The organism is Streptomyces sp. NPDC001922, assembly GCF_042891165.1.
In the GTDB taxonomy this organism is placed as follows: domain Bacteria; phylum Actinomycetota; class Actinomycetes; order Streptomycetales; family Streptomycetaceae; genus Streptomyces.
In genome coordinates, this window is record NZ_JBIASV010000001.1 from 233030 (window position 1) to 254351 (window position 21322).

Consider the following 21322-nt stretch of genomic DNA (forward strand, 5'->3'; position numbering starts at 1 on the left):
GAAATCAGCTAGTCGCGCCACGCATACCCCTGATAATAGTTGACCCAGTTCACCTCTTGAATCTGCTCATTAAAACGAGGGATCTCCTCCCTAGGGATTAGCCATTGGAATTCCCCCGGCCTGTTATCATGAGTACGCATATACTTCTCCTTCGGGAACTCGTCCAGAAAGCCCGGCTTCATGACATACTCATGATATCCGTTTTCGTGAGTCCCCTGAATAGCATACCTCTGCGGCACCTCTTCAGTGTGACCCAAGTAGGCCGTCCCTGCCCCTCCTTCGATAGTATCTGGATGGTTTGCAGGGTCCAAACCGCTCGACTCAGAAGCTCTATTCCCCTTACCCGGCGCCCTGTAAAGCTTCTCTACACATCCGTCAGGCGCCAGCCCCAGTGGGTCGACCCACGAATGAGGATTGTGAACATACGACACTGCGTTCGGCGCTGGCGCCAGCCCCAGGGGATCCAGAGATAGGTATCGCCCCACCTCCGGGTCGTAATGGCGAAAGCAGTTGTAATGATGCCCCGTTTCGGGATCGAAGTACTGTCCCGGAAAGCGCAACGGCGTATAGGCCGTGCTGCTACTCGCCCAAGTCGTAGTCCCCCACAGCGTCCTACGGGTGCGCCAAGCGATCTCGCCCGTCTCGTCGATGAGTTCGCTGGGTGTCCCGACGAGGTCGGTGACGATGGCGAAGAAGCGGCGGTCGATTTCGTGCTGCGGCGCGTCCGCCGCGGTGATGCGTTCCGTCTGGGCGACGGGGTGGAGGCCGTTGTGGTCCCAGGTGAGGGTGACCGGGTTCGGGAGGTCACGCGCCCGCGTCGTCTGCTCCGTGAGGGTCGTGCCGTCCCACGTGAAGTCGACCCGCTCCGCGACACCGCCCTCCGCGTCCAGCCGCTGCTTGGCGATGCGTCGGCCGAGCGGGTCGTACAGGTAGGTCCAGCACGTGCCGTCCGGGGTGACCACGCCCGTCAGGCGGTCCTCGGCGTCCCAGGTGTAGCGCCAGGTGTCCGGCTTACGGGAGAGACGGGTCTTCTGGCGCAGAGTCGTGCGGCCCAGTGCGTCGTGCTCGTAGCGGACGTTGCCCGCGCGGGTGATGCGGGTGCCGGTGTAGGTGCGGGTGCCCTGGGCCTCCGACTCGGCGTGGTCGGCCGGCCAGTGGGCTTCGGTCTGGTTGCCCGAGTCGTCGTAGGCGTACCGCTCGCTCCAGCCCCGAGCCTGGACCGCCGTGACGCGGCCGGCCGGGTCGAGGTCGAAGCGCTGCGGGCCCGTCAGCTGGTCCTCGATGCCGACGAGGTTGCTGTCGGGGCGGTAGGTGTAGGCGCGGGACTGGAGCATGCCCGTCGAAGGGGCGGTCACCGTCTGGACGGCGAGGCGCCCGGCGGGGTCCCAGGCCTGGGTGAGGGTGAGGTCCTGGCCGAAGCGACGGGCGGTTTCGCGGCCCGCCGCGTCGTGTTCCATCGCGAAGGTCTGGCCGGAGGTGGTCAGTGCGGTGCAGTTGCCTGCCGCGTCGTACGTCCAGGTGCTGACCGCGCCGGTCGGGGTCACGCGCTGCGTGCGCCGCCCGAGAGCGTCGTAGGCGGAGGACAGGGCGCGGCCGTTGCAGACCTCCGCGGTGATGCGGCCCTGCACGTCCCGCTGGTAGGTGACCGTCGCGTCCGCGCCCGCGGCCTCCAGCAGCCTGCCTGCCGCGTCGTACGCGTAGGTCGTCACCTGGCCGTCGGCGTCCTTGCGGACGACCCGGCCCAGTACGTCGTGCTCGTACCGGATGACCTGGCCCAACGCATCGGTGCGGGAGACGAGCCGCCCCGCCGCGTCGTACTCGTAGCTGATCGTGCGGCCGTCGAAGTCGGTCTCCGAGGTGAGCCGGCCCGCCGGGTCGTAGTGGTAGCTCCAGCGCAGACCGGCCGGGTTGCGGACACCGACCAGCCGCACTTCGGTGTCGTACTCGAACGCGTAGCGCACACCGTCCGGCCCCGTCTGGGCCGCGAGTTGGTCGAAGTAGGTGTGCTCGAAGGTGGTGACCCCGCCGATCGCGTCGACGTGCCGGGTTCCGTTGCCCTCGCCGTCGTACTCCCAGGACTGCTCGGCGCCGAGAGGGTCGGTACGGGCGGCGAGCTTGCCCTCCGTGGTCCACGCCGTCCGGCTGACGTTGCCCACCGCGTCGGTGAACGCGACGGGTCGGCCGAAGGAGTCGCGTTCGTACCTGCTCACCGCGCTGAGCGGATCGGTGAAGGCCAGCGGGAGGCCCGCGCTGTCGGAGGCGACGGTGGTGGTGTGGCCGAGCGGGTCCGTCGCCGACGTCAGGTGCCCCGCGCCGTTCCAGCCGTACCGCGTCGTGGCTCCGGCCGGGTCCGTGACCGCCGTGCGGTTGCCGCGGGCGTCGAACTCCTGCCGCCAGCTGCTGCCGTCGGGGGCGGTCAGGACGACGGGCAGACCCAGCTCGTTGTATGCGGCTTCGGTCTCGCTGCCGTCCGGCCGGACGACGGACACCACGCGTCCGTCGGCGTCGTAGCCGTAGCGCGTCGTGTGCCCGAGTGGGTCGGTGATGGCGGTCAGCCGGTGCTCGGTGTCCCATTCCTGGGTCGTCACATGGCCGAGCGGGTCGGTGTGGCGGACGAGGCGGTGGGCCTCGTTGTGTTCGTACCGGTTGGCGTGTCCGAGGGAGTTGGTGACGGTGGTGGTACGGGTCTCGTCGTCGTAGGCGAGCGTGCCGTTGAGGAACCCGCCGCTGCCCTCGGTGCGGACGACCCGGCCGCGCTCGTCGTAGGTGTAGGCGTACGAGGTGTCGTTGCGGTCGGTCCAGGAGGTGATCCGGCCCGCGTCGTCGTAGGTGAAGCGGAGCGGGAGCCCGGAGGAGTTGATGACGTCGGTGAGGTGGCCGTTGTCGTCGTAGCCGTAGGAGATCACCGGGGTGCCGGCGGCCTCCGGGTTCCTGGGGTCGAGAAGGCGCAGGCCGGTGATGCGGGGCAGGGTGGGGTGGTGGTCCAGGGCGACGCGGTAGCCGCCGCTGTGGGAGACCTCCTCCGGCCTGCCGTCCTGGGAGTACTGGACGGTGATGCGCTGCCCGTTGCGGTCCACGATGTGCTGGAGCGGCAGGTCGACGGCCTCGCCGTCGTCCGTGGCGTACGGGGTGTGGAAGACGTACGCGAGCCCGGTGTCGGGGTCGGTGACGCGCAGGGCGCCGTCCACCTCGTCGTCCCAGGTCAGGGGGATCCGGGGGCCGGTCTCCGGGTGTACCGGCTCTTGGGCGTCGGCCGCGGGATGGGGGTAGACCAGGCGGGCGCCGTCGGGGGCCGTGTAGGTGATGCCCTCGTCGTCGGCCTGGAGGCGCTGGTCGAGGGTGGAGGACCACGAGGATCCGAACCAGCCGCCCCACCGGTAGGACGACATGTGCGTCCGCTCCAGCACGAGCGGCAGCGCGCCCGGGAGTTGGAGGTCGGTCTGCTGGAGGAGCATGTCGCCGGTGGCGACATCGATCGGATCGAGCTCGCACTTCTTGAAGCGGGCGCGGATCGAGGCGGGCAGCTTCTCCCACTCGCTCGGTCGGAGCTTGAGCCGGGACAGTCCGGTGCCGTCGAGCTTGAGTGTCTTGCTGAGCTTGGCGAGTTCGCTGGGCTTGAGGGCCTTGAGCCCCTTGCCGAGGGCCTTGCCCAGGACTCCGAGACCGGCGCCGACGATGGCGCCTTCGGCCAGGAGCTTGGTGAGTTTGGCGGGATCCTTGAACGCGCCGGGATCGTCCAGGGCGGTGATGAAGGCGGTGAACTTCATGCCCTCGCCGGCCATCTTGGACGCGGCGGCGATGGTCTTGATCTCCTTCATCGCCTTCATCGCGCGTTCCAGACCGCGGAGGGTCTCCATCACGGTGCGGACCACGGCGGCCATCGCGGTGCCGGACTCCTCGATCCGCCCGACCAGCGCGACGATCTTCAGCGCACGTTCACCGGCCGCGAGGTTGGACGCCACCTCGGACAGGCCCGCCGTCAGCACCGACAACGCCAGGCCCGCGACCTCGAACTCGATGATCTCCATGACCAGCACGCCGATCTCGGAGAGCAGTTCATGGGCCTTGTCGGCGAACTCGTCCAGCGCGTGGGCGCCCTTGCGCAGCGCGTGCGACATGCTCTGCGCCTGGGTGCGCGCCTTGCGGGCCCGGCGGTGGAACGCCTTGGCGGTCTTGCCCTCCCAGACCACGTCCTTCAGGGCCAGTTCGGCGTCCTTGCGGGCGTCGTCCAGCCCGTCGGCCAGGTGCCGCCACTTCTTCGCTATCTCCCGGATCCCGTCGGGGTCGACAGCGGGATCGCTGATGCCGAGGAACTCCAGCTTGCTCGCCAGATCGTCCCCGAAGGCGTGGTTGACCTTGTTGATGTAGTGCAGCGGATTGAGGTCGACCACGGCGCTCAGCCCTTGCCGTCGCGGGCAGCCGCGGCTATGAGCCCGTCGAGGAGGTCGAAGGCGTGCGACACATCACGCATCACCTTGGCCTCCGCGTGCCACTCCTCCTCCAGCGCATGTGTCAGCTTCGCCAGCTTGTGCATCCCGTCCCGGATGTCGTCCGTGGCGCTCATCAGCGAACCCAACGCGCCGAACGCCGACAGATCGTGAGAGGCCTCGCGGAAGCTGTGCAACGGCTTCGCGGTGTGATGCGTGACCCGCCGCAACGCCGATGAAGCCTTGTCGAGTGACTCCGCTTCCTTTTTCAGATCCGACACGTGTCGGCACGCCCCCGCCGCTATAGGTGTAATAGCCAAACGTTCACACTCTAGTGTCGGCGGTTTTACGGGAGGCAAAGCCGGCAGAAAGAGCGAACAAAGATCACCTTCGCACAGCCGCCACATCGGACGGTGAGCCCCGCCCCAAGTGGTTCACCAGTCAACTTCGGTGAGCAGCACCGTCGTTGGACATAAGGTCGTCATGACCGACGGCCGGAGGAAGGATCGGGGCGGCGGTGACAGGTACTCCGACCGTCAGAGCCGGGACGACGGTCCGGACGGTTCGGCAGCCGTGCCGGGTCGCGCCAAGAGGTACGTCCCAACGCCTTCACCTCGCCCGGTTTCACTGGCCAAGTCACCTCATTCCAGACACGCATGCGTCTGTCATGGATCTAGCGCTCGAAGGAAGGCAGGCGGTGGTCCCATCGTTCACGTCTGCGGGGATCCTTCCGAAGAGACGCCCCCAGAATTCATCCGACCTCGGCGAGGATGACCATGCCTTCACGAAGCCTCTTCACCCCGGGTCCCGAGAGACGGACCCTTGCCGCGTGCGGAGGGTCGACTACATCGACGCGCACTCCCTCATACCGATCGATCCAGTCCAGGGAGAGCGATTCGCTGTCAGCAGTCCCCTGGCTTTCGAGGGCGAACACCGAGCCGGCGTGCACAACGCCACCCACGCATCGCACGATACAAATGGCCCAAGCCTCGCCCGCCTTGTCGACGGAGTGGATGCAAAGCGCTCCCCTGTCGGCCACGTTTGGGCTCCCCCTTCTCAACTTGTGCAGCAGCCTTTCGGAGCCGCTGACCATCCTCAGGCGGGCTCCCGCCCTTCGCCTTCCCAGAAGGGTGCGCCCACGCGAAGTCGGATCTGCTGATCGCGATCGACCAGCCGCACTACAGCACCTTCCACGGTTTCGCCGACTCCAGGGAGCGGAATCTTTTCGCCCTCTCCGGCCCCTGATGGACTGTAGGACGCCAGGTCGATGAACCCGTTCACCTCGGGCGCGTGCTCAAGTTCCAGAAATACCCCGAAGTTGAATTGCACCTTGACCACACCTCGGGCAGTGGAGCCCAGAGGATATCTTTCCTTGGCGTGCTGCCAAGCGTCCGTGTGTGTCACGTACTCCAAATCCTTGGATAGTCGTTCCCCCCCCCACCCGACACCGGGGCCCGCCCCACGCCAGTTCGGTATCGGTATCCCTCCTTGCCACAGGCGACGGGCCGGCGCGAACTACCCGACGCGCCACTCCCACGGCCATCACTGAACGTCCCGGAACGCCTTGGGCCTGCCCCAGGAGCCCGTCATGAAGTACAGCCACCAGATGGGGTTGATGAGGTTGAGCCAGTTGCCTCGGTTGTCCAGATGCCGCTGCCAGTAGGCATCTTGGTCCCGCACGGAGCCTATGAGGTGCGGCTCGCAGTAGCCAAAGGTGGGGACGAGATCACGGACCGTGGGCGGGCGCCACGTCCGTAGGACATAGAGCATCCAAGCCCCGTGGGACGCGGACAGCCCGGAGGGGCGCACATCACGTCGGGCTCCGTTGCAGCAGATCGTCACGCCCCTCAGGTCGAGTTCTTCCCGCATGGACCGCAGTGCCTCGAAGACGTTGCCCCCGCTCGCAGCGGCCTCGACACCCCTCGGCGATTCCAGGCACAGAGACCATGGCCCGTTCCCTTCGACCGTCATCGTCCACTCGGCCTCCCGGCCGTCGAAACGGACCTGAACGGTTATCCCCTCATGCATATTGTTCGCCTCGCTCCCCGATACCTGGCCCTTGTTACTGCTGCCCGCCCCACGCAACCACTCCGCTGGGTTCAGGGCTGTTCGATCGATACTCTGTCGCCGGACCGTGCTGCGGCGCACAACTACCAGGAGGACGAGGCCAGGAACGCCCGGTGCTCAGCAAGCCGGGCAGTGGCGGCGTGGAAGCTCATGGTCTCGTCGCCGGCAGCGAGCATCACATGAAGAAGGCCCGTGTGATCGCGCGAGAGGGTCACATGGGGTTCCCGGGCCCCGGAGAATCCGCACCAGTTCTCGATGCCAAGTCGGGTCACCTGGGCGAAGCGGAACAGGAACTGGCTGGCGTTGAAGCCCTTCCGGACCCACTGCGCCGGGGGCCTGTCCGGCAGGCGGGCCAGTTCGAACCCGAGCGTCACCCCCGTGTTCCGCTCATCGATGTGCACGTAGATGAGCCGGAAGTCGCTCACTTTCAGGGTCCGCCCGAAGAGATCACTGAAGGCTCCGGATTCATCGATGAGGTCCATCCACTGTGCGCTACACATAGAAGTTCCTCTCCGTTGTCTCCGGGAGAGTCGAACCGTATCTCCGCCTGCCCAAGGGGCTTGCGTAGCAGTACGTTTCGCTGCCGGTGGTTGCATCACGGTCATACGCATACGCGCTCACCCATGCCACAAGGAGGGAGTCGCTACCGGTGAAGTCGAGATCGATGTCCTCACCTGTTACGTGCACATGGAGGCGGCGCAACGGGCGCGGCCGCAGGGCGATCGAAGCCACGGCGGGTGGGTGCCACGATCTCATCGACAGTTGGTCGACCGCCAGGAACTTCACCTGGCACTGGACTCGATCGCAGTGATGCTCCACCCATTCCTCGTCCGGCCTGTCCGCGAAGCCGGGAAGGTCGAGACGGAGTGTCACCGTCGGCCCGATCCGGCTGAGGTTCACCGACCTCACGGGAACCGATTCCAGCGGAGGAACGGAGGAGTAGAAGCGATCCAACAACTCCGGGTTTCTCACATACCCGATCCAGGACGAGGTCATGGCCGGGCCTCCGCACGGTCCACCAGCCCCAGCAAATCCCGGGAAAGGTCCTCCCGGGACCGGGCAGGGGATGTGTCCGCTGTCCAACCACTCACGGTCGCTCCCCCTCATTCATGTGACGCAGCTAGGCATGGTAGTGATCTTCGTCAGGCTCCGGGCCACCAGGCAACGCCTCGGAAAGCCCGCCTCGGAAAGCCCGCCTCGGAGCACCCGCCTCAGCGCAGCGGCCACCGCTTCCCTACGCCCGCCCTGGAGCCCCAGCAGCCTCCGGTCCCCGGCGTCCACGGACCTCGAGGAGGCTCCATGAAGCAGTGGTGACAGAATCGACGAGTGATGACGAAACATGGTGATTCCTCGGGATCCGGCGCCACCGTACCGACCGCCCCCTGGCCAGGAGCGGAATCCCTCCCCGCAGACCTGCTCGCCGCGAAGGCGCTGGTCTACGGCCCGTGCGGCTTCGTCTGCTCGTCGCCGGCCGCCGAACCGGAGGGGGCCGAGTACGCGGCACACACCTTCACCGTCGACGGGTCATCCGCCGTTTTCCGGGTCGCCAAAACAACGCCCACCAAGGTCGGGCAATTCGTCACCGTGTGGAAGCGGTCCGCGGAAGGCCCCATCCGGCCGTTCGACGTCCGGGACGGTGTCGACCTCGTCATCATCAGCAGTCGGAGCGAGGGCCGTTTCGGGCAGTTCGTTTTCCCGAGGGACGTGCTCTGTGAGCGGGACATCGTGTCGCGCGACGGTGCCGGCGGGAAGCGAGGCTTTCGGGTCTACCCGCCCTGGGTGACGACCACCAGCCGCCAGGCGGACCGCACGCAGACCTGGCAGGTGAAGCACTTCCTGGACATTCCTGAGGACGGTGGCCCGCTCGATTCCGCACGTGCCCGGGCCCTGTACCACCCGTAAACAGCCCCCTCCCGCTGTTCCAAGGCCCGCGCGTTCCTGTGCCCTGCCTCTCATGAAGCGCCGGTTTCTTCACTCGCCCTTCCTCTGAACTTGCTCAAACAACGGAACCACTTCCCCTACCACCCCCTCTCGGTCCATGAAGTCGCCTGCGTTCGCCTGAGTCGGCGACAGATCGAGGGGGATGAATGCCGTGGAAGGCCGCACACAGAGCACTGTGATGAGAAGTGGATCCCTGCCCGCCGCACCGCATGTTCCGGTGTCGGCCCACAGTGGACCGGCCCTCGGCACGTCGGTCCTCGCGAGCCCCGGGACAGCCGTCGAAGCGCGTCCGCGGTACGCCCTTGCCGCCCTATGGGTCGCCTGCGCACTGTCGGCCACGCTGACCGCCGGATGCGCGGCGAGCTCCGGGGCCGTCGGGCAGCGCTCGCGGGACGAGCCGACCCGGGTCTCCCCCTCCCCCACCACGTCCGAACGGGAACTCGCGAAGCGAGCCCGGGCGGCCGTGGGCTCAGGACGGGAAAGCGTGCGCAAGTCCGTTGCGTCCGGTCACGGATCGCTCAGAGGCGGCCTCCACACACAGATCCCGCAGTTGAAACGGAGGCACTACACACTTGCGGTTTCCTGCGCCGGGACGGGAGAGGCCACCTTCACCGTGAAGAACGACGACCGAGAGGAAATGCAGCGATTCGACTGCGACGGCTCCGCTGTCCAGCAGAGCAGCGAGAAGGCCTCCAGCCTGTTCGAGATCGACATTGCCGGGCGTCCGGGATCGTCCGGAATGGTCGCCTGGACACTGGTGCGCGATGACACTCCCGACCTGAACTCCCCCTGACGAGAGGTGCGCCCCGCCGGTCAGGCGGTTTGGCTGGTGCGTGTGTTGCCGGCGCGCGTCGACGTGACCGCCACTGTCGTGTAGCGCATCGTGAAGCTGCCGCCCATCGCGTCGATGGCCGTGCCGACCACTTCCAGCACCTGCGTCAGCTTCTCCGGCGGGAGCCGGGTGAAGGCGCCCTGCGTGGGCATCTGGTCCAGCCACGCATCTCGGGTGTAGGTCCGGTCCCAGTCGAATCGCCACTGCTCCGGTTCGCCGAACGCATCTGCTGCCCGTATGCCGTCGACCGCTTTGACGAACAGCGGCTGGTACCCGTCGGAGGCTTGTTGGGTCATCGCTTGGGCCAGGAACGGCACGTCCGGCGCTGCCTGTCGGCAGGCTGCGACGAATGCTTCCGAGACCTCGGGGGGCATGTGAAAAGCGTTCCAGAACGCCGCCAGCCGGCCGCCGGGCCTCAGGATCCTCGCGGCCTTGGCCGCTCCTGCCACGGGGTCCAGCCAGTGCCAGGCCTGACCGGCGACGACCGCGTCGAATTCCCGGCCGGCCGGGTCCCAGGCTTCGAAGGTCGCCGTATCGACCTCGGTCCCGAGACGGCGCGCCACGTCGGCCATCCGCTCGTCGGGCTCGACGCCGAGCACCCGGCAGCCGGCTGCCTGGAACTGGCGGCCCGCGATGCCGGTGCCGCAGCCGACGTCGAGGAGGTCCGGCCCAGGGCTGCCGGCAATGATCCGCTGCACCAAGGCGTCGGGATAGCGGGGGCGGGCGCGGTCGTACCGTTGGGCGTCCGTGCCGAAGGACTCGGCCGCCTGCCGGAATTGATGGGGCTCGTACGCTGGATCACCCGGTCGCGCCGGGGGCGTAGTGGGCATGCGCCCACTATGGTGGGCGCATGCCCACTCGTCAATGAGGTCCGGTCCGAAGGGTCCGGTACCGAAGACAGGGAGGATGCTCGGGATGCCGACAGGAGTGGCGCTGCGCGATGCGCGGGAGCAGCTGTTCGATGCCGCCGAGCGAGTCCTGCTCCGGGACGGGCCGAACGCCCTGACCAGCCGCGCGGTGACCACGGAGGCCGGGTGCGCCAAGGGCGTTCTGCACCGGCACTTCGCCGACTTCGACGCCTTTCTCGCCGAACTCGTACGGGACCGCATCCGCCGGATCGACCACCAGTCCGCCGCTCTGCGCGAGTCCGCCGGGACCGGCACTGTGGTGCAGAGCCTTACCGACGCGCTGACGACCGTGTTCGGGTCGGTGGCGCTGGCGATCATCGGCCTGATCACCTCACGGGACGAACTGCGCGCCCGACTGCGTCAGACCGATACGCCGCGCCAGACCGGTACGCCGCGTCAGACCGGTGCGGTCGGCGTCCCCGTCCTGACGGAAGCCACGGCCATGATCGCGACCTATCTCGCCGCCGAGCGCGATGCGGGCCGCGTCGCGGCGGATGCCGACGTCGACACGCTGGCGCTCACGCTGATCGGGAGCGGCCACCTGCTGTTCGCGGGCCGGGAGGGCACCCCGCCGGAGGCCGACGCCGTCCGCAGGGTGGTTGGTTCGGTCATCGTCGGCGCGGCGGTGGATGACGCGCGGTGAGGCGTGTGCCGTACGAGGTGGGCCGACTGCTGCCCATCGGGAAGGGATTGCTCCGGTAGGAGTATCCCGTCAGGTCGTGGTGCCCGGTCACTGCCTCTCTCTGATGTATCGGTGTCCGGTCGTATCGCGTACCGCGGCTATCGGCCCTTCCCGCACAGGGCCGCGTCCACCGCTCCCTGGAGGTGGTGCAGCCGTTCGCCCTCGGCCGCCCAGGTGGTGGTGTAGACGGTTACGGTGCCGCGGCCGGCTGTCGCCCGGCCGCCGCCCACGGAGTCGCCGGGCAGGTCGCCGCCGTGGCCCCAGTAGACGCCGCCGCAGCTGAGCGGGATCGAGGCGATGCCGTAGCCGTAGCGGCTGCCCGCCGGGTAGACGTCACGGCCGCCGACGTCGGTGGTGTCCCGGGTCATCAGGCGCACCGCCCAGCCGGGCAGGATCCGGCCGCCGAGCAGTCCGTCCCAGAAGGCGTTGAGGTCCCCGGGCGTGGAGACGAGGCCGCCCGACGCGCCGAACTCGTACCCGGGGAGCTCGGTCACGTCCACCCGGCCGCCCTCCGGGTGCGCCGGGTGGACGCCGTAGTTACGGGCGTGGGGTCCGCGCAGGGACAGCTCGCCGGGCGCGGGCCAGTAGGTGTCATCCAGGTGCAGGGGGCGCAGAACCGTGCGCTCGATGTACGTGCGGAAGCCGACTCCCGAGACCTTGTCGATCACCATGCCGAGCACCAGGTAGTTGGTGTTGGAATAGCCCCAGTCGGTGCCGGGCTCGAAGACGGGCTTCTCCTTGAGCGCGAGCCCCAGATAGTCCTCGGGCGTGCCGGGGCGGCTCCAGTCGACCAGGGCGGAGTACTCCGGCAGCCCGCTGGTCTGCTTGAGCAACTGCCGTACGGTGATGGGGCGTCCGGTGAGCTGCGGAACGTAGCGGCTCGCGCGGTCGTCGAGGCGTATCCGCCCGTCCGCCACCAGACGCATCACGGCTGCCGCGGTGAAGGCCTTGGTGTTGCTGGCCAGCCGGAACCGGCCCTGCGCGCCGACCATCGGACGGCCCGACTCCAAGTCCGCGACGCCGGCAGAGCGGGTCACCTTGCCGTCGTACGCGAGAGCGCCCGGCACCCCGTCCCGGTCGACGAGGAGATCCAACTGCCGCTGCACCGGATCACGATGGCCGGCCGCCGCCACCGGGGCGCACGCCCCGATGATCGTCGCGGCGAGCAGGACTGCGGCAGCGAGACGCTGGCGATGCATGGTTCCCCCTGGACATGACTGACTTGCGCGGGCCGATCGGCCACTTCTCCGATGATCCTGCCAGCTCCCCGGCGCCACATCGGTAGGGCAGACCCCCGAATCGGGGGTGCAGCCCACCTCAGTAGGGCGTTCACCGGCCACGAAAGTCATACCTCTTGGCCAGGGCGCCACGCAGAAGACCGTGTCGCGACGGAGGTTGCGCAGCACGGAGATCACGCGCCACTTCGCGGCACGGCCGGACGGCACCTCCGCAATCCTGTCCCACCGCCTCCCCTGAAAGAGCTGCGCCGGCCCGGCATTGCCATCCCGACAACGGGGGAAGCCATGTCGCTCCTGGTAGCGATCCCGCCCCGTGCGGCCGGTGCGACGGTGGGGATTCCCGACGCAGGGACCAGGAATCCAGAAAGGCCTATGAGCTCATGCCCGCACACCGGCCGAATCCAGTCAGCCACCGATCCGACCCCGTCAGCCACGTTCCCGTCAGCCGTAAAGGAGTGACGGCCTTCCTCATTATTTCGTTCGCCGGCACCTGGCTGTGGTTACTGTTCGCGCGGACAGCTCTCGGTCTGTCCCCGCTGAACCCCCTTCTCCAGCTCCCCGGCTTCTGCATGCCCGGCATCGCCGCGGTGGCCGTCCGTCGCTGGATCACCAAGGAGGGGTTTGCCGACGCCGGGCTCGGACTCCGTTTCAAGGCTGCTCGGCGCTACTACGCCGTCGCGCTCCTCGGTCCGCCGCTGCTCGCGGCGGCCACCCTCGCACTCGCGGCGGTGTTGGGTCTGTGGCACCCGGACCTGTCAGGCCCGGGTGGAATCCCCGGAGTCAAGGAATTGGCAACGGTGCTCGGGCTCATGGCAGTGGCTCTGGTCCTCACGCCTGTCTATGCGGGCGAGGAATTCGGCTGGACCAGCTATCTCAGGCCGCGTCTCTTCGGGGGGCGCACCGCGCCGTCCATCGTGGTGACGGGCTTGATCTGGGCGGTGTGGCACTTTCCACTCGCCTTCATCGGCTACGTCGAATTCTCGAATGTGCTGATCGGCCTGGTGGTGTGGACCCTGGTCTTCCAGCTCCAGGAGATCATCCTTATGTGGCTGTACGTGCGCAGCGGCAGCGTCTGGGTCGCGAGCCTGGCTCACGCCGGGAACAACATGGTTCTCTTCCTGGTGCTCGGTTCCGTTCTCGACGACAGGGCCGGCCTGGGCTCGATCACCCCCATGCTGCTGTCCCTCGTCCCCATGGCCGCCATCTGCCTGTGGATCGCCGGAGGCCGGAAGCTGAACGGCGAGCACAAGACCCCGGAGCCGGCCCGCACCCGGGGAGAATCGGGAAGGCGGCATGCGGAACTGGGTCCTGAGTGACCATGTCTCCGCGGAGTGCCTGAGCTCTTGGACGGAAGACTTCCTCGCCTGCCATGGCTCCGGCACAACCGCCTGCCTCTTCACGGGTCCGGACATCGCACCGTCCGACTGCCATCGCCTCGAGGCCGCGTGACTCGGCACACATTCGTTGGTAGGCGGACAGGCGCCCGGGGGCCCGGACTTAGGATCCACTGCAATCGGCGAGCGCGGGCGATGGGACGGCCCCGGGCTCCGGACCAGCCGTTCCCGGCTCAGGGGACGGCGTGATCCGGCACCTCGGGACACGGCCTCGAAGCTCGGGGAGACGCGGTCTCGAAGACCCGGGGCCATACGGTGCCCGACACCGGGCGCCGCCGATCCCGGCGGGCTCGGGGCGGCGGATGCGAGGAGGGCGGCGTGCGGTACGAGGACGGTCCGGGTGTGGACGGCGAGGTGTACATCGAAGCCGTACCGGCGCGGGTCTGGGATCTGGTGACGGACATCGGGCTGCCGGCCCGTCTGAGCCCCGAGTTGCAGCGTACGGAATGGGCGGACGGTGCGACCGGACCCGCCCTGGGGGCGCGCTTCACCGGGTACAACCGGCACCCGGGGCTCGGCGAGTGGCGCACGGTGTCCCACGTGGTGGCGCTCCAGGACCAGCGGGCGTTCGCGTGGGTGGTCGTCGACCCGGACGGCCGGTTCGGCGAGCCGTCGGCCGACCCGTCGCACCCGCTGGCCACCTGGCGGTTCGACATCGAGCCCGAGGGCGCGGGCACCCGGCTGCGGCAGTCCGCCCGGATCGGCCCCGCCCGCTCCGGGGTCAGCCTCGCGATCGACCGGATGCCGGAGCGCGAGACGGAGATCGTGGCCATGCGGCTCGACGAGCTGCGCACCAACATCGACGCCACCCTGCGGGGCATCAAGGCTCTCGCGGAGGCGAACCGCTGAGGTCCCCCTCCGCCACGATCTCCCCCGATGCCGGGCCCCGTCCGCCACGATCTCCCCCGATGCCGGCCCCCGTCCTCCCCGCATCCCGCCCGACGGCTGGCCTCGCCGGTCTCCGGCATCCGAGCCCCGGTCCCGGCGAGCCCGTCCCCGTTACGCCGTGCCCTGCCGGAGGCCCGCCGAGGCCATGCCGAGCCACGTGTGCGGGTTGCCCTCCCAGCACCAGCCGAGCTTCGGAGCCTTCTGGCTGATCCAGATCGCCGGGACCCGGCGGTCGCCGCACCGCGAACCGCCCAGCGAGAAGCACTTGTTCTTGACCAGCACCTGCGGGAAGTGCGTGATGAGCGCGATGCCCTCCTCGATGGTCAGCAGGGTGCGCCCCCGCGCGGCGATGGCGTTCATGGCGTCGTTGGGGACGACACCGCAGAACTCCTCACCGCGTTGGACGTCGAGGAGGAGATAGGCCCTCCGGTCGGGCAGTTCGGTCTCCTCGGTGGCGACGAACCGTTCGACGGAGCCGGGCTCGAAGGAGCGGTCGACGAACCCCGGCAGGCGCCCCTTGTGCAGGACGGTGCGGGGCATCGTCTCCTCGATCGGCGCCACGTCACGCGTGACGACCAGCAGGAACGGCACCCGGCCCGCGTCGGGGTCGTACGCACCGTCCCGCACGGCCTCCGCGCGGGCACGCTGCGGGGCCACGAGGGCGGCGAACTCCTCCTCGCCGAGACCGGCCATGTCCGGGTATCCGAGGTCCGTCAGGGTGCGGACCTGGCGGTCGAATTCGGTTCCGGCGTCGAAGGCTTCCTGGGTCAACTGGGTCCTCTCGTCGCGTTCAGGCCCGGTCCCGACGGGCGACGGGCCGGGTGGAGTTACTGGAAGGGCCGAGCTCAAGGGGGCCGTGGGTCCGACCCGAGACTGCGACGCCCGGCGCTCCGGACGCGACGATCCCCCGTGACGCCGCCACTGCCGACGAACGGAAGCGGACGGCACCTCGGCAGCCTTTCCGAAATTTACAACGAGAGTAAAATTACATGCGAGGCAAGCAAGGTGTCAACATAAAAGTACTACCGGGGTAAGATTTTTCCATGGGTATGGAGTCGAGCACCACGACGGAGAGCGCGAGCACGGCCGCGACGGGCCTGCGCGAGACCAAGAAGCGCGAGACGCGGCAACTGATCTCCGACCGGGCAACCGAGCTCTTCCTGGCGCAGGGCTTCGAGCGGACCACCATCGCCGAGATCGCCGACGCCGCGCGCGTCGCCAAGAAGACCGTGACGAACTACTTCCCGCGCAAGGAGGACCTCGCCCTGGACCACCAGGACGAGTTCGTCGCCGGCCTGGCCCGCGCCGTCGCCTCACGGGAACCGGGCGAATCCGCCTTCTCCGCGCTGCGCCACGCGTTCCTGTCCGCCGTCGCCACGCAGAATCCCGTCGCGGGCTTCGCCGGGCCGGAGTTCACGCGGATGATCGCCGAGAGTCCGGCGCTGTCGACCTGCCTGCGTGGCCTGCACGACCAGCGCGAGGACGCCCTGGCCATCGCCCTCGCCGAGGCCACCGACACCTCCCCCGATGACATCGCCCCACGTACCGCCGCGTCGCTGCTGGGCGGGGTGCACCGGGTGCTGTTCCGCCGCATCCAGGACCTCACCCTGGCGGGCCGCCCCGGCCAGGAGATCGCCACCGTCCTCGAAGCGGAGGCCACCGAGGCATTCGACCTGCTGGAACCGGCGCTCGCGGACTACGCCGTGGCGTGAGGGGGCGTAATGGGTGGGCGTGGGGTGCGGTTACCCCACACCATCACAGCCGCTCAGACGGACAGCAGGCCCGGACCGCTCTCACCACGGAACTCACCCCGCGCGGCGGCGGACACGAAGGCCGCGAAGGCGTCGGGAGTGAAGGTCAGGGCCGGGCCGTTCGGGTCCTTGGAGTCGCGGACGGCAACAGTGCAGGGGGCAGGGAAGATCTCCACGCACTGACCACCGGTGTCGCCGCTGTAGCTGGACTTGCGCCACTGTGCACCGCCCACCGGTGCACACTCGATGCACTCGCCACCGTCGTCGCCGCTGTAGCTGGACTTACGCCACCGCGCGCCGCTCAGTTCAAGGGTGCTCCCCATAGCGTTCCTCCATCACCCGGGCGATCAGATCCGCTGAGTCCTCAACAGACAGAGCGGCTGCCTGCAAATGATCGTAACGGAGCGAACGCCCTTTAACCTCTGCCGGATTAGCCGTCATCTCACCGGTCCCATAGCCCTCGCTGTACACGATCTCCGGGTCATCATCGAAGCGGAAGAGAGTGAACGAGCCCTTCAACCCGGCATGCGCCCCACCCTCGAAGGGCAGCACCTGGATCTGAACCCACTCCCGGTCCTTGAAGTCCAACAAGTGATCCAGTTGGTTCCGCATGGCGTCCCGACCGCCGATGACCTGGTGCAGTACCGCCTCACTCAGGACCACCCAGACCAACGGCGGACTCTCCCGCTCCAGGATTCGCTGCCGCTCCAGCCGGGCCGCGACGCGTTCGTCCAACCGGTCCTGCTGGAGCACTCCGAGGACGGCCCGGGCGTAGTCCTCCGTCTGGAGCAGTCCGTGAACTAACTGCGCCTGGAAGCTGTAAATGTGGCTGGCTTTCGCCTCCATCTCCGCGTACGGCTGGAACCAGGACGGCAGTTGGCTGCGCAGCACCAGCTTGAGCAGCCGCATCAGCGCGCCGTCCGTCCCCAGTGCGGCGTCGACCCGCTGGGTGAAGGCGCGGGTGGGCAGTTTGCGGGCGGTTTCGATCTGGCCGATCAGGGAGCCGGTGCAGTAGATGATCTCGCCGAGCTGCTGTTGGTTGAGGCCCGCCGCCTCGCGGAGGCGGCGCAACTCGGCGCCGTAGTAGTCGAGTGGGGACGCGCTCGGGTCCAGGTCACGGATGTTCACCATGGGTTCCCCCCTTACTCAACCCGCCGTTGTGGCGCGTTGCGTTCGATCCGTAGCCGAGAGTAGTCGCAGGCACTGACGATGGCGCTGTGAATGTGCCAATTGACCTCGTTCCGGCCATCGTTCATCCGGCCCGTCAGTACCGGATGGCGTTCCAGGTCGGTGCGCACTCCGCTCGGCATCTGCGGCGGATCGTCCGTACGTATCTCCAGCTCTGGGAGATGGAGGAGCTGACCTGTGCCGCCGAGCTGGCGGTGACCGAACTGATCGCCAATGTCGTCCGTCATGTGCCCGACCGGCGCTGTTCCGTGCTCGTGCTGCGTCTGCCGAAGGGGCTGCGGGTCGAGGTGGCGGACAGTTCCCCGACCGTGCCCACCATCCGTGCGGCGGAACCGTTCGAGGAGCGCGGGCGCGGGCTCGCGATAGTGGCGGCGGTCGTGGACGACTGGGGCGTGGACGTGTCCGCCGGAGGCGGGAAGACGGTCTGGTTCGAGTGCGCGGCCGTTTCCTCCGAAGGTGGCGCGGGTCCGTCAGGAAGGGACGCGAGCGACGGGTCCGCAGGCGGCACCCGGTGCCGTCGCGACGCGCCGATGTGACCTGTCCGGACCAGCGCTGACGCTTCGAGTGGCGGGGCGGTCCGCTTCATCGGATGCTGAACAGTGCGGCGATCCGGCGGGGCGGCGGAGGCCGGCTACCGGCCGGTCTCCGCCGCCCCGCGTCGCTCTGCATCGCGCCCCCACACTCATGGCCCCGCGTCGTTCCGCGTTGCCCCGCACTCGTTGCTCTGCGTTGCCCTGCGCTGCCCCGCACCCGCTACCCCGTCGCTCGTCCGCGCCCGCGGCCCGCCCTGTCCCCTCGGCCGACCCTGTCCGCTCGGCCCGCCCCGTCCGCTCGGCCCGCCCTGTCCGCACGCCGCCGTCGTTCTCCGCCAGGTCATCACCAGGTCATCCACCGGCCGCGTGTTCGGGCACCGTCTCCGGCGGAATCTCGTGCGGGTGCGCCTCCCCCTCCCCTGGCGAGTGCGCCTTCCCCGCCACGTGGGGCTTCCCCGCCACGTGGGGCTTCCCCTCCATGTGTGGCTTCCCCACCGGCCCCGCCACGTGCGGCTTCCCCTCCGGCCCGGTGTCCACCTGCGGGGACGCAGTCCCGCCCCGCGGATCCCGCGTCCGCCCCATCAGCACGTACTGGAGCGCGAAACCCAGCGTGACCACCAGGGCCCCGCCGACCGCGTCCAGCAGGTAGTGGTTGGCGGTGCCCACGATCACCAGCGTGGTGATGACCGGATAGACGAACCCCACCGGCTTCAGCCACCAGCGCGGGACGAGCACCCAGATGACGACCGCGCACCACAGCGACCAGCCGATGTGCAGGGAGGGCATCGCCGCGTACTGGTTGGAGATGGCCGTGAGCACGCCGAAGCGGGGGCTGTCGAAGTCCTGCGGGCCGTTCAGGGTGTCGATGTACCCGAGGCCCGGCATCAGCCTCGGCGGGGCGAGCGGGTACAGCCAGAAGCCGAGCAGCGCGAGGAGCGTGGTGACGCCGAGGGCGGTGCGGGTCCAGCGGTACATCGCGGGGCGGCGCACGTACAGGAGGCCGAGCAGGGTCAGCGGGACCAGGAAGTGGAGGTTGGTGTAGGCGAGGTTCATGACGGTCCGCAGCCACGGCACACCGGCGACCGCGTGATTGAACCCGCGCTCCATGTCGATGCCCAGGGCCCGCTCCCAGCCCATGATCTGGCGACCGTGCCGTTCCGCCACGGCTCGGCCCCCGGCGGCCGAGCCCCGGACGTGCGAATAGGCCCAGTAGAAGAGCCGGATCAGGAGGAGTTCGAGGAAGATGTTCGGGCGGCTGAGGGGGCGGCGCATGCGGCGCAGCAGCGGGAGCGCGCCGAAGCGGCCGGGCGCCGGTTCCCCGTACGTGGTCGGGACGGGCCGGGCCCAGTGCGGGTCGGCGCGCGACAGGAACGGCACGACGCAGGCCGCGGCGACCGCCAGCAGCAGCGGGGCGTTCTCGCCGATGAGGCGGATGCCCTTGCTGGTGGGGACGATGGCGGCACTGCTCAGGGTCATCACCATGACGACCGCGACCGGCCACACCGGCCGGTCGGCCTTCCGCCTGCCGACGCGGCCGGCCACGGCGAGCAGGATCCAGAGCTGCTGGTGCAGCCAGGCGGTGGGGGCGACGGCCACGGTGACGCAGCCGGTGAGCGCGATGGCGAGGAGCAGCTGGCCGTCCCGGGCGTACCGCGCGGCCCGGCGCAGCCCGAGGACGGCGACGACGACGGCCAGCGCGCCGTAGAGCGCCAGTTCCGCCGGTCCGCTGAGGCCGAGCCGCAGCAGGACGCCGTGCAGGGACTGGTTGTGCAGGCTGTCCGCGGGTTCGCCGAGCCCGGCGCCCGCGATGTGGTGGAGCCAGTAGGTGGCGGAGTCGCGCGGCGTGACCGTCCAGGTCAGGGCGGAGATTCCGGCGAACGTCCCTGCGGCGGCGGAGGCCGCGCGCCGCCGTCCCGTCAGCCACAGCAGCGGCGCGAACAGCAGCACGGTCGGCTGGAGGGCCGCGGCCAGGCCGATGAGGATCCCCGCCCGGCGGTCCGGCAGCCGCGGCAGGAAGCCGAGCATCACCAGCAGGACCGGGAGGATGCTGGTCTGGCCGAGGGTGAAGGTGTTGCGGACCGGGAGCGACACCACCATCAGGCTGATGGCGACGGGCGCGGCGAACAGCGCGGTGCGGCGGGCCACCGGGAGCGGCAGGGCGCGTGCGGCGACGAAGCCTAGGGCCACGACGAGCAGCAGGGTGCCGAAGGTCCAGAAAACGCCCAGCCCCTGTTCGGCCGCGCGGGTGACCGGCCGGAGGATGAGCCCGGCGAACGGTGTCCCGGCGAACGTCCCCTTCTCGTACAGCGGTCCGGGCATCCGGAGGACGCCGTGGTCGCCGGTCCAGGTCTCCAGGTCGGTGAGCCGTTGTCCGGGCGGCAGGCGCAGGACGGCGGCCGTCTGGCGCGCGGCGAGCAGGCCGGCCAGGAGCCAGAGGCCGCCGAGGATCAGGGCGCTGCGGGACCGCGGCACCTGGGCTGCCGCTGTCAGTCCGCGTCTCGGTACCGTCGCCACGCCCTGCGCTCCCGTATCAACCCGTCGTTGGGAGCAGGTCGATCGGATCGCCGAGGACCCCTGCCGCAGACGAAGGACACCAGTTCGCCATCTGAAAGCCGCCGCATCGGAAAGCCGCCGTGGGCCACTCGCTCGAACAGTAGAGGCGGGTGGCGAAGATCCGCATGTCGGCGCCGGGGGCCGTGGTCTTCGCTCGCGGCGCCGGGGGCCCCGGTTTTCGCTCGCGTCGCCGCCCGTGCCGTCGCCGCCCTCGGTCGCGCCCCCGCCGGGGCACTACGGCAGGATGGACGCATGAGCATCGTGAAGATCAATGTCCTGACCGTGCCCGACGAGCAGCGCGAGGTGCTGGAGAAGCGCTTCTCCGCGCGGGCGGGGTCGGTGGAGAGCTCGGACGGCTTCGAGTGGTTCGAGCTGCTGCGGCCGGTCGAGGGGACCGACACCTACCTGGTGTACACGCGGTGGCGTGACGAGGCCGCGTTCCAGGCGTGGATGGAGGGCCCGATGAAGGCCGCGCACCAGGGCGGCGGCGAGGGCGCGCCGAAGCAGAAGCCGGCGGCGTCCGGTTCCACGCTGTGGTCGTTCGAGGTGGTGCAGCAGGCCGCCCCGAAGCAGGGCTGACCGCACCCGCCGGGCCATCGGGGACCGCACCCGCAGGGGAACCGAGGCCCGCGGTGCGGCGGGCGGCGGGTACGTCGCCCGCCGCCCTCAGGGGGCCGACGGACGCAGGCGTGGGGGCGGTGGACACGGCTGCACCGGGTCGCACCCTGCGGAGCCACATACGACCAGTGGACGGGCGGCGGCGGGGGCCCGCAACTCGGCCCTGCCGGGTTGCGGGCTGCTGACATTCGGGGTGCCGGATGTCGCGTGACAGGACGCGGCGGGCCGGTTCCGGAGGCCCAGATCTCCTTCGGAACCGGCCCGCCGCGTCGTGCGGAGCCGAGCTGTCCCTGCGGTCGGGA

At 69.2% G+C, this 21322-nt stretch carries 20 protein-coding genes; 8 read left to right on the plus strand and 12 right to left on the minus strand.

Features of this window, described 5'->3' with window-relative positions; all coding sequences use genetic code 11:
• Positions 1-8: 8 nt before the first annotated feature.
• The 6 genes from ACFYYR_RS00970 to ACFYYR_RS00995 all read right to left on the minus strand — a co-directional run bounded on the left by ACFYYR_RS00970 (position 9) and on the right by ACFYYR_RS00995 (position 7490).
• Entirely contained in the window at positions 9-4391 is a 4383-nt protein-coding gene (locus ACFYYR_RS00970; protein WP_388845324.1) for a DUF6531 domain-containing protein, read from the minus strand.
• Positions 4392-4396: 5 nt separating this feature from the next.
• A complete protein-coding gene (locus tag ACFYYR_RS00975; protein ID WP_388845326.1) occupies positions 4397-4708 on the minus strand; it encodes a hypothetical protein in 312 nt (103 codons plus the stop codon).
• 814 nt (positions 4709-5522) lie between these two features.
• Complete coding sequence (locus ACFYYR_RS00980) at positions 5523-5831, minus strand: hypothetical protein (protein ID WP_388845329.1); 309 nt, start codon at positions 5829-5831, stop codon at positions 5523-5525.
• A gap of 138 nt (positions 5832-5969) precedes the next feature.
• Positions 5970-6455 (minus strand): hypothetical protein, encoded by a 486-nt coding sequence (locus ACFYYR_RS00985; protein ID WP_388845332.1) that lies wholly within the window; start codon positions 6453-6455, stop codon positions 5970-5972.
• Between the two features lie 122 nt (positions 6456-6577).
• Positions 6578-6994: an Imm50 family immunity protein gene (locus ACFYYR_RS00990; RefSeq protein ID WP_388845334.1), complete on the minus strand. Its 417-nt coding sequence runs from the start codon at positions 6992-6994 to the stop codon at positions 6578-6580.
• The gene (locus tag ACFYYR_RS00995) at positions 6987-7490 is read right to left on the minus strand and encodes an Imm50 family immunity protein (RefSeq protein ID WP_388845337.1); all 504 of its coding nucleotides are present in this window, start codon (positions 7488-7490) and stop codon (positions 6987-6989) included. The genes ACFYYR_RS00990 and ACFYYR_RS00995 overlap by 8 nt, the downstream gene beginning before the upstream one ends.
• 333 nt (positions 7491-7823) lie before the next feature.
• On the opposite strand from ACFYYR_RS00995, the gene ACFYYR_RS01000 reads away from it, so the two are divergent.
• Both ACFYYR_RS01000 and ACFYYR_RS01005 read left to right on the plus strand, forming a co-directional pair.
• Positions 7824-8396: a MepB family protein gene (locus tag ACFYYR_RS01000; RefSeq protein WP_388845339.1), complete on the plus strand. Its 573-nt coding sequence runs from the start codon at positions 7824-7826 to the stop codon at positions 8394-8396.
• Between the two features lie 652 nt (positions 8397-9048).
• Positions 9049-9228, plus strand: coding sequence for a hypothetical protein (locus ACFYYR_RS01005; protein WP_388845342.1), 180 nt, complete (start codon positions 9049-9051; stop codon positions 9226-9228).
• Positions 9229-9248: 20 nt separating this feature from the next.
• On the opposite strand, the gene ACFYYR_RS01010 is transcribed toward ACFYYR_RS01005, so the two are convergent.
• Positions 9249-10097 carry a class I SAM-dependent methyltransferase gene (locus ACFYYR_RS01010; protein WP_388845345.1) on the minus strand — a complete coding sequence of 283 codons (849 nt, stop codon included), beginning with the start codon at positions 10095-10097 and terminating at the stop codon, positions 9249-9251.
• Between the two features lie 85 nt (positions 10098-10182).
• Here ACFYYR_RS01010 and ACFYYR_RS01015 point away from each other — a divergent pair, with 85 nt between their 5' ends.
• A complete protein-coding gene (locus tag ACFYYR_RS01015) occupies positions 10183-10818 on the plus strand; it encodes a TetR/AcrR family transcriptional regulator (protein ID WP_388845348.1) in 636 nt (211 codons plus the stop codon).
• A gap of 137 nt (positions 10819-10955) precedes the next feature.
• Here ACFYYR_RS01015 and ACFYYR_RS01020 read toward each other — a convergent pair whose 3' ends face one another.
• Positions 10956-12056 carry a serine hydrolase domain-containing protein gene (locus ACFYYR_RS01020; protein ID WP_388845350.1) on the minus strand — a complete coding sequence of 367 codons (1101 nt, stop codon included), beginning with the start codon at positions 12054-12056 and terminating at the stop codon, positions 10956-10958.
• A 494-nt stretch (positions 12057-12550) separates the two neighbouring features.
• Here ACFYYR_RS01020 and ACFYYR_RS01025 point away from each other — a divergent pair, with 494 nt between their 5' ends.
• Together ACFYYR_RS01025 and ACFYYR_RS01030 are read left to right on the plus strand one after the other, a co-directional pair.
• Positions 12551-13411, plus strand: a complete 861-nt coding sequence (locus ACFYYR_RS01025; RefSeq protein WP_388845353.1) for a CPBP family intramembrane glutamic endopeptidase — start codon at positions 12551-12553, stop codon at positions 13409-13411.
• Positions 13412-13807: 396 nt separating this feature from the next.
• Positions 13808-14338 (plus strand): SRPBCC family protein, encoded by a 531-nt coding sequence (locus tag ACFYYR_RS01030; protein ID WP_388845356.1) that lies wholly within the window; start codon positions 13808-13810, stop codon positions 14336-14338.
• A gap of 150 nt (positions 14339-14488) precedes the next feature.
• On the opposite strand, the gene ACFYYR_RS01035 is transcribed toward ACFYYR_RS01030, so the two are convergent.
• Complete coding sequence (locus ACFYYR_RS01035; protein ID WP_388845359.1) at positions 14489-15148, minus strand: DUF5701 family protein; 660 nt, start codon at positions 15146-15148, stop codon at positions 14489-14491.
• Between the two features lie 272 nt (positions 15149-15420).
• On the opposite strand from ACFYYR_RS01035, the gene ACFYYR_RS01040 reads away from it, so the two are divergent.
• Complete coding sequence (locus tag ACFYYR_RS01040; RefSeq protein WP_388845362.1) at positions 15421-16089, plus strand: TetR/AcrR family transcriptional regulator; 669 nt, start codon at positions 15421-15423, stop codon at positions 16087-16089.
• Between the two features lie 53 nt (positions 16090-16142).
• Here ACFYYR_RS01040 and ACFYYR_RS01045 read toward each other — a convergent pair whose 3' ends face one another.
• Together ACFYYR_RS01045 and ACFYYR_RS01050 are read right to left on the minus strand one after the other, a co-directional pair.
• Entirely contained in the window at positions 16143-16451 is a 309-nt protein-coding gene (locus ACFYYR_RS01045) for a DUF397 domain-containing protein (RefSeq protein ID WP_388845365.1), read from the minus strand.
• Positions 16435-17259, minus strand: a complete 825-nt coding sequence (locus ACFYYR_RS01050; protein WP_388845367.1) for a helix-turn-helix domain-containing protein — start codon at positions 17257-17259, stop codon at positions 16435-16437. The genes ACFYYR_RS01045 and ACFYYR_RS01050 overlap by 17 nt, the downstream gene beginning before the upstream one ends.
• 86 nt (positions 17260-17345) lie before the next feature.
• On the opposite strand from ACFYYR_RS01050, the gene ACFYYR_RS01055 reads away from it, so the two are divergent.
• Positions 17346-17852 (plus strand): ATP-binding protein, encoded by a 507-nt coding sequence (locus ACFYYR_RS01055; protein ID WP_388845369.1) that lies wholly within the window; start codon positions 17346-17348, stop codon positions 17850-17852.
• Between the two features lie 348 nt (positions 17853-18200).
• Here ACFYYR_RS01055 and ACFYYR_RS01060 read toward each other — a convergent pair whose 3' ends face one another.
• A complete protein-coding gene (locus tag ACFYYR_RS01060) occupies positions 18201-20363 on the minus strand; it encodes a bifunctional glycosyltransferase 87/phosphatase PAP2 family protein (RefSeq protein WP_388845372.1) in 2163 nt (720 codons plus the stop codon).
• A 291-nt stretch (positions 20364-20654) separates the two neighbouring features.
• Here ACFYYR_RS01060 and ACFYYR_RS01065 point away from each other — a divergent pair, with 291 nt between their 5' ends.
• Complete coding sequence (locus ACFYYR_RS01065) at positions 20655-20981, plus strand: antibiotic biosynthesis monooxygenase family protein (protein WP_388845375.1); 327 nt, start codon at positions 20655-20657, stop codon at positions 20979-20981.
• Positions 20982-21322: the final 341 nt, after the last annotated feature.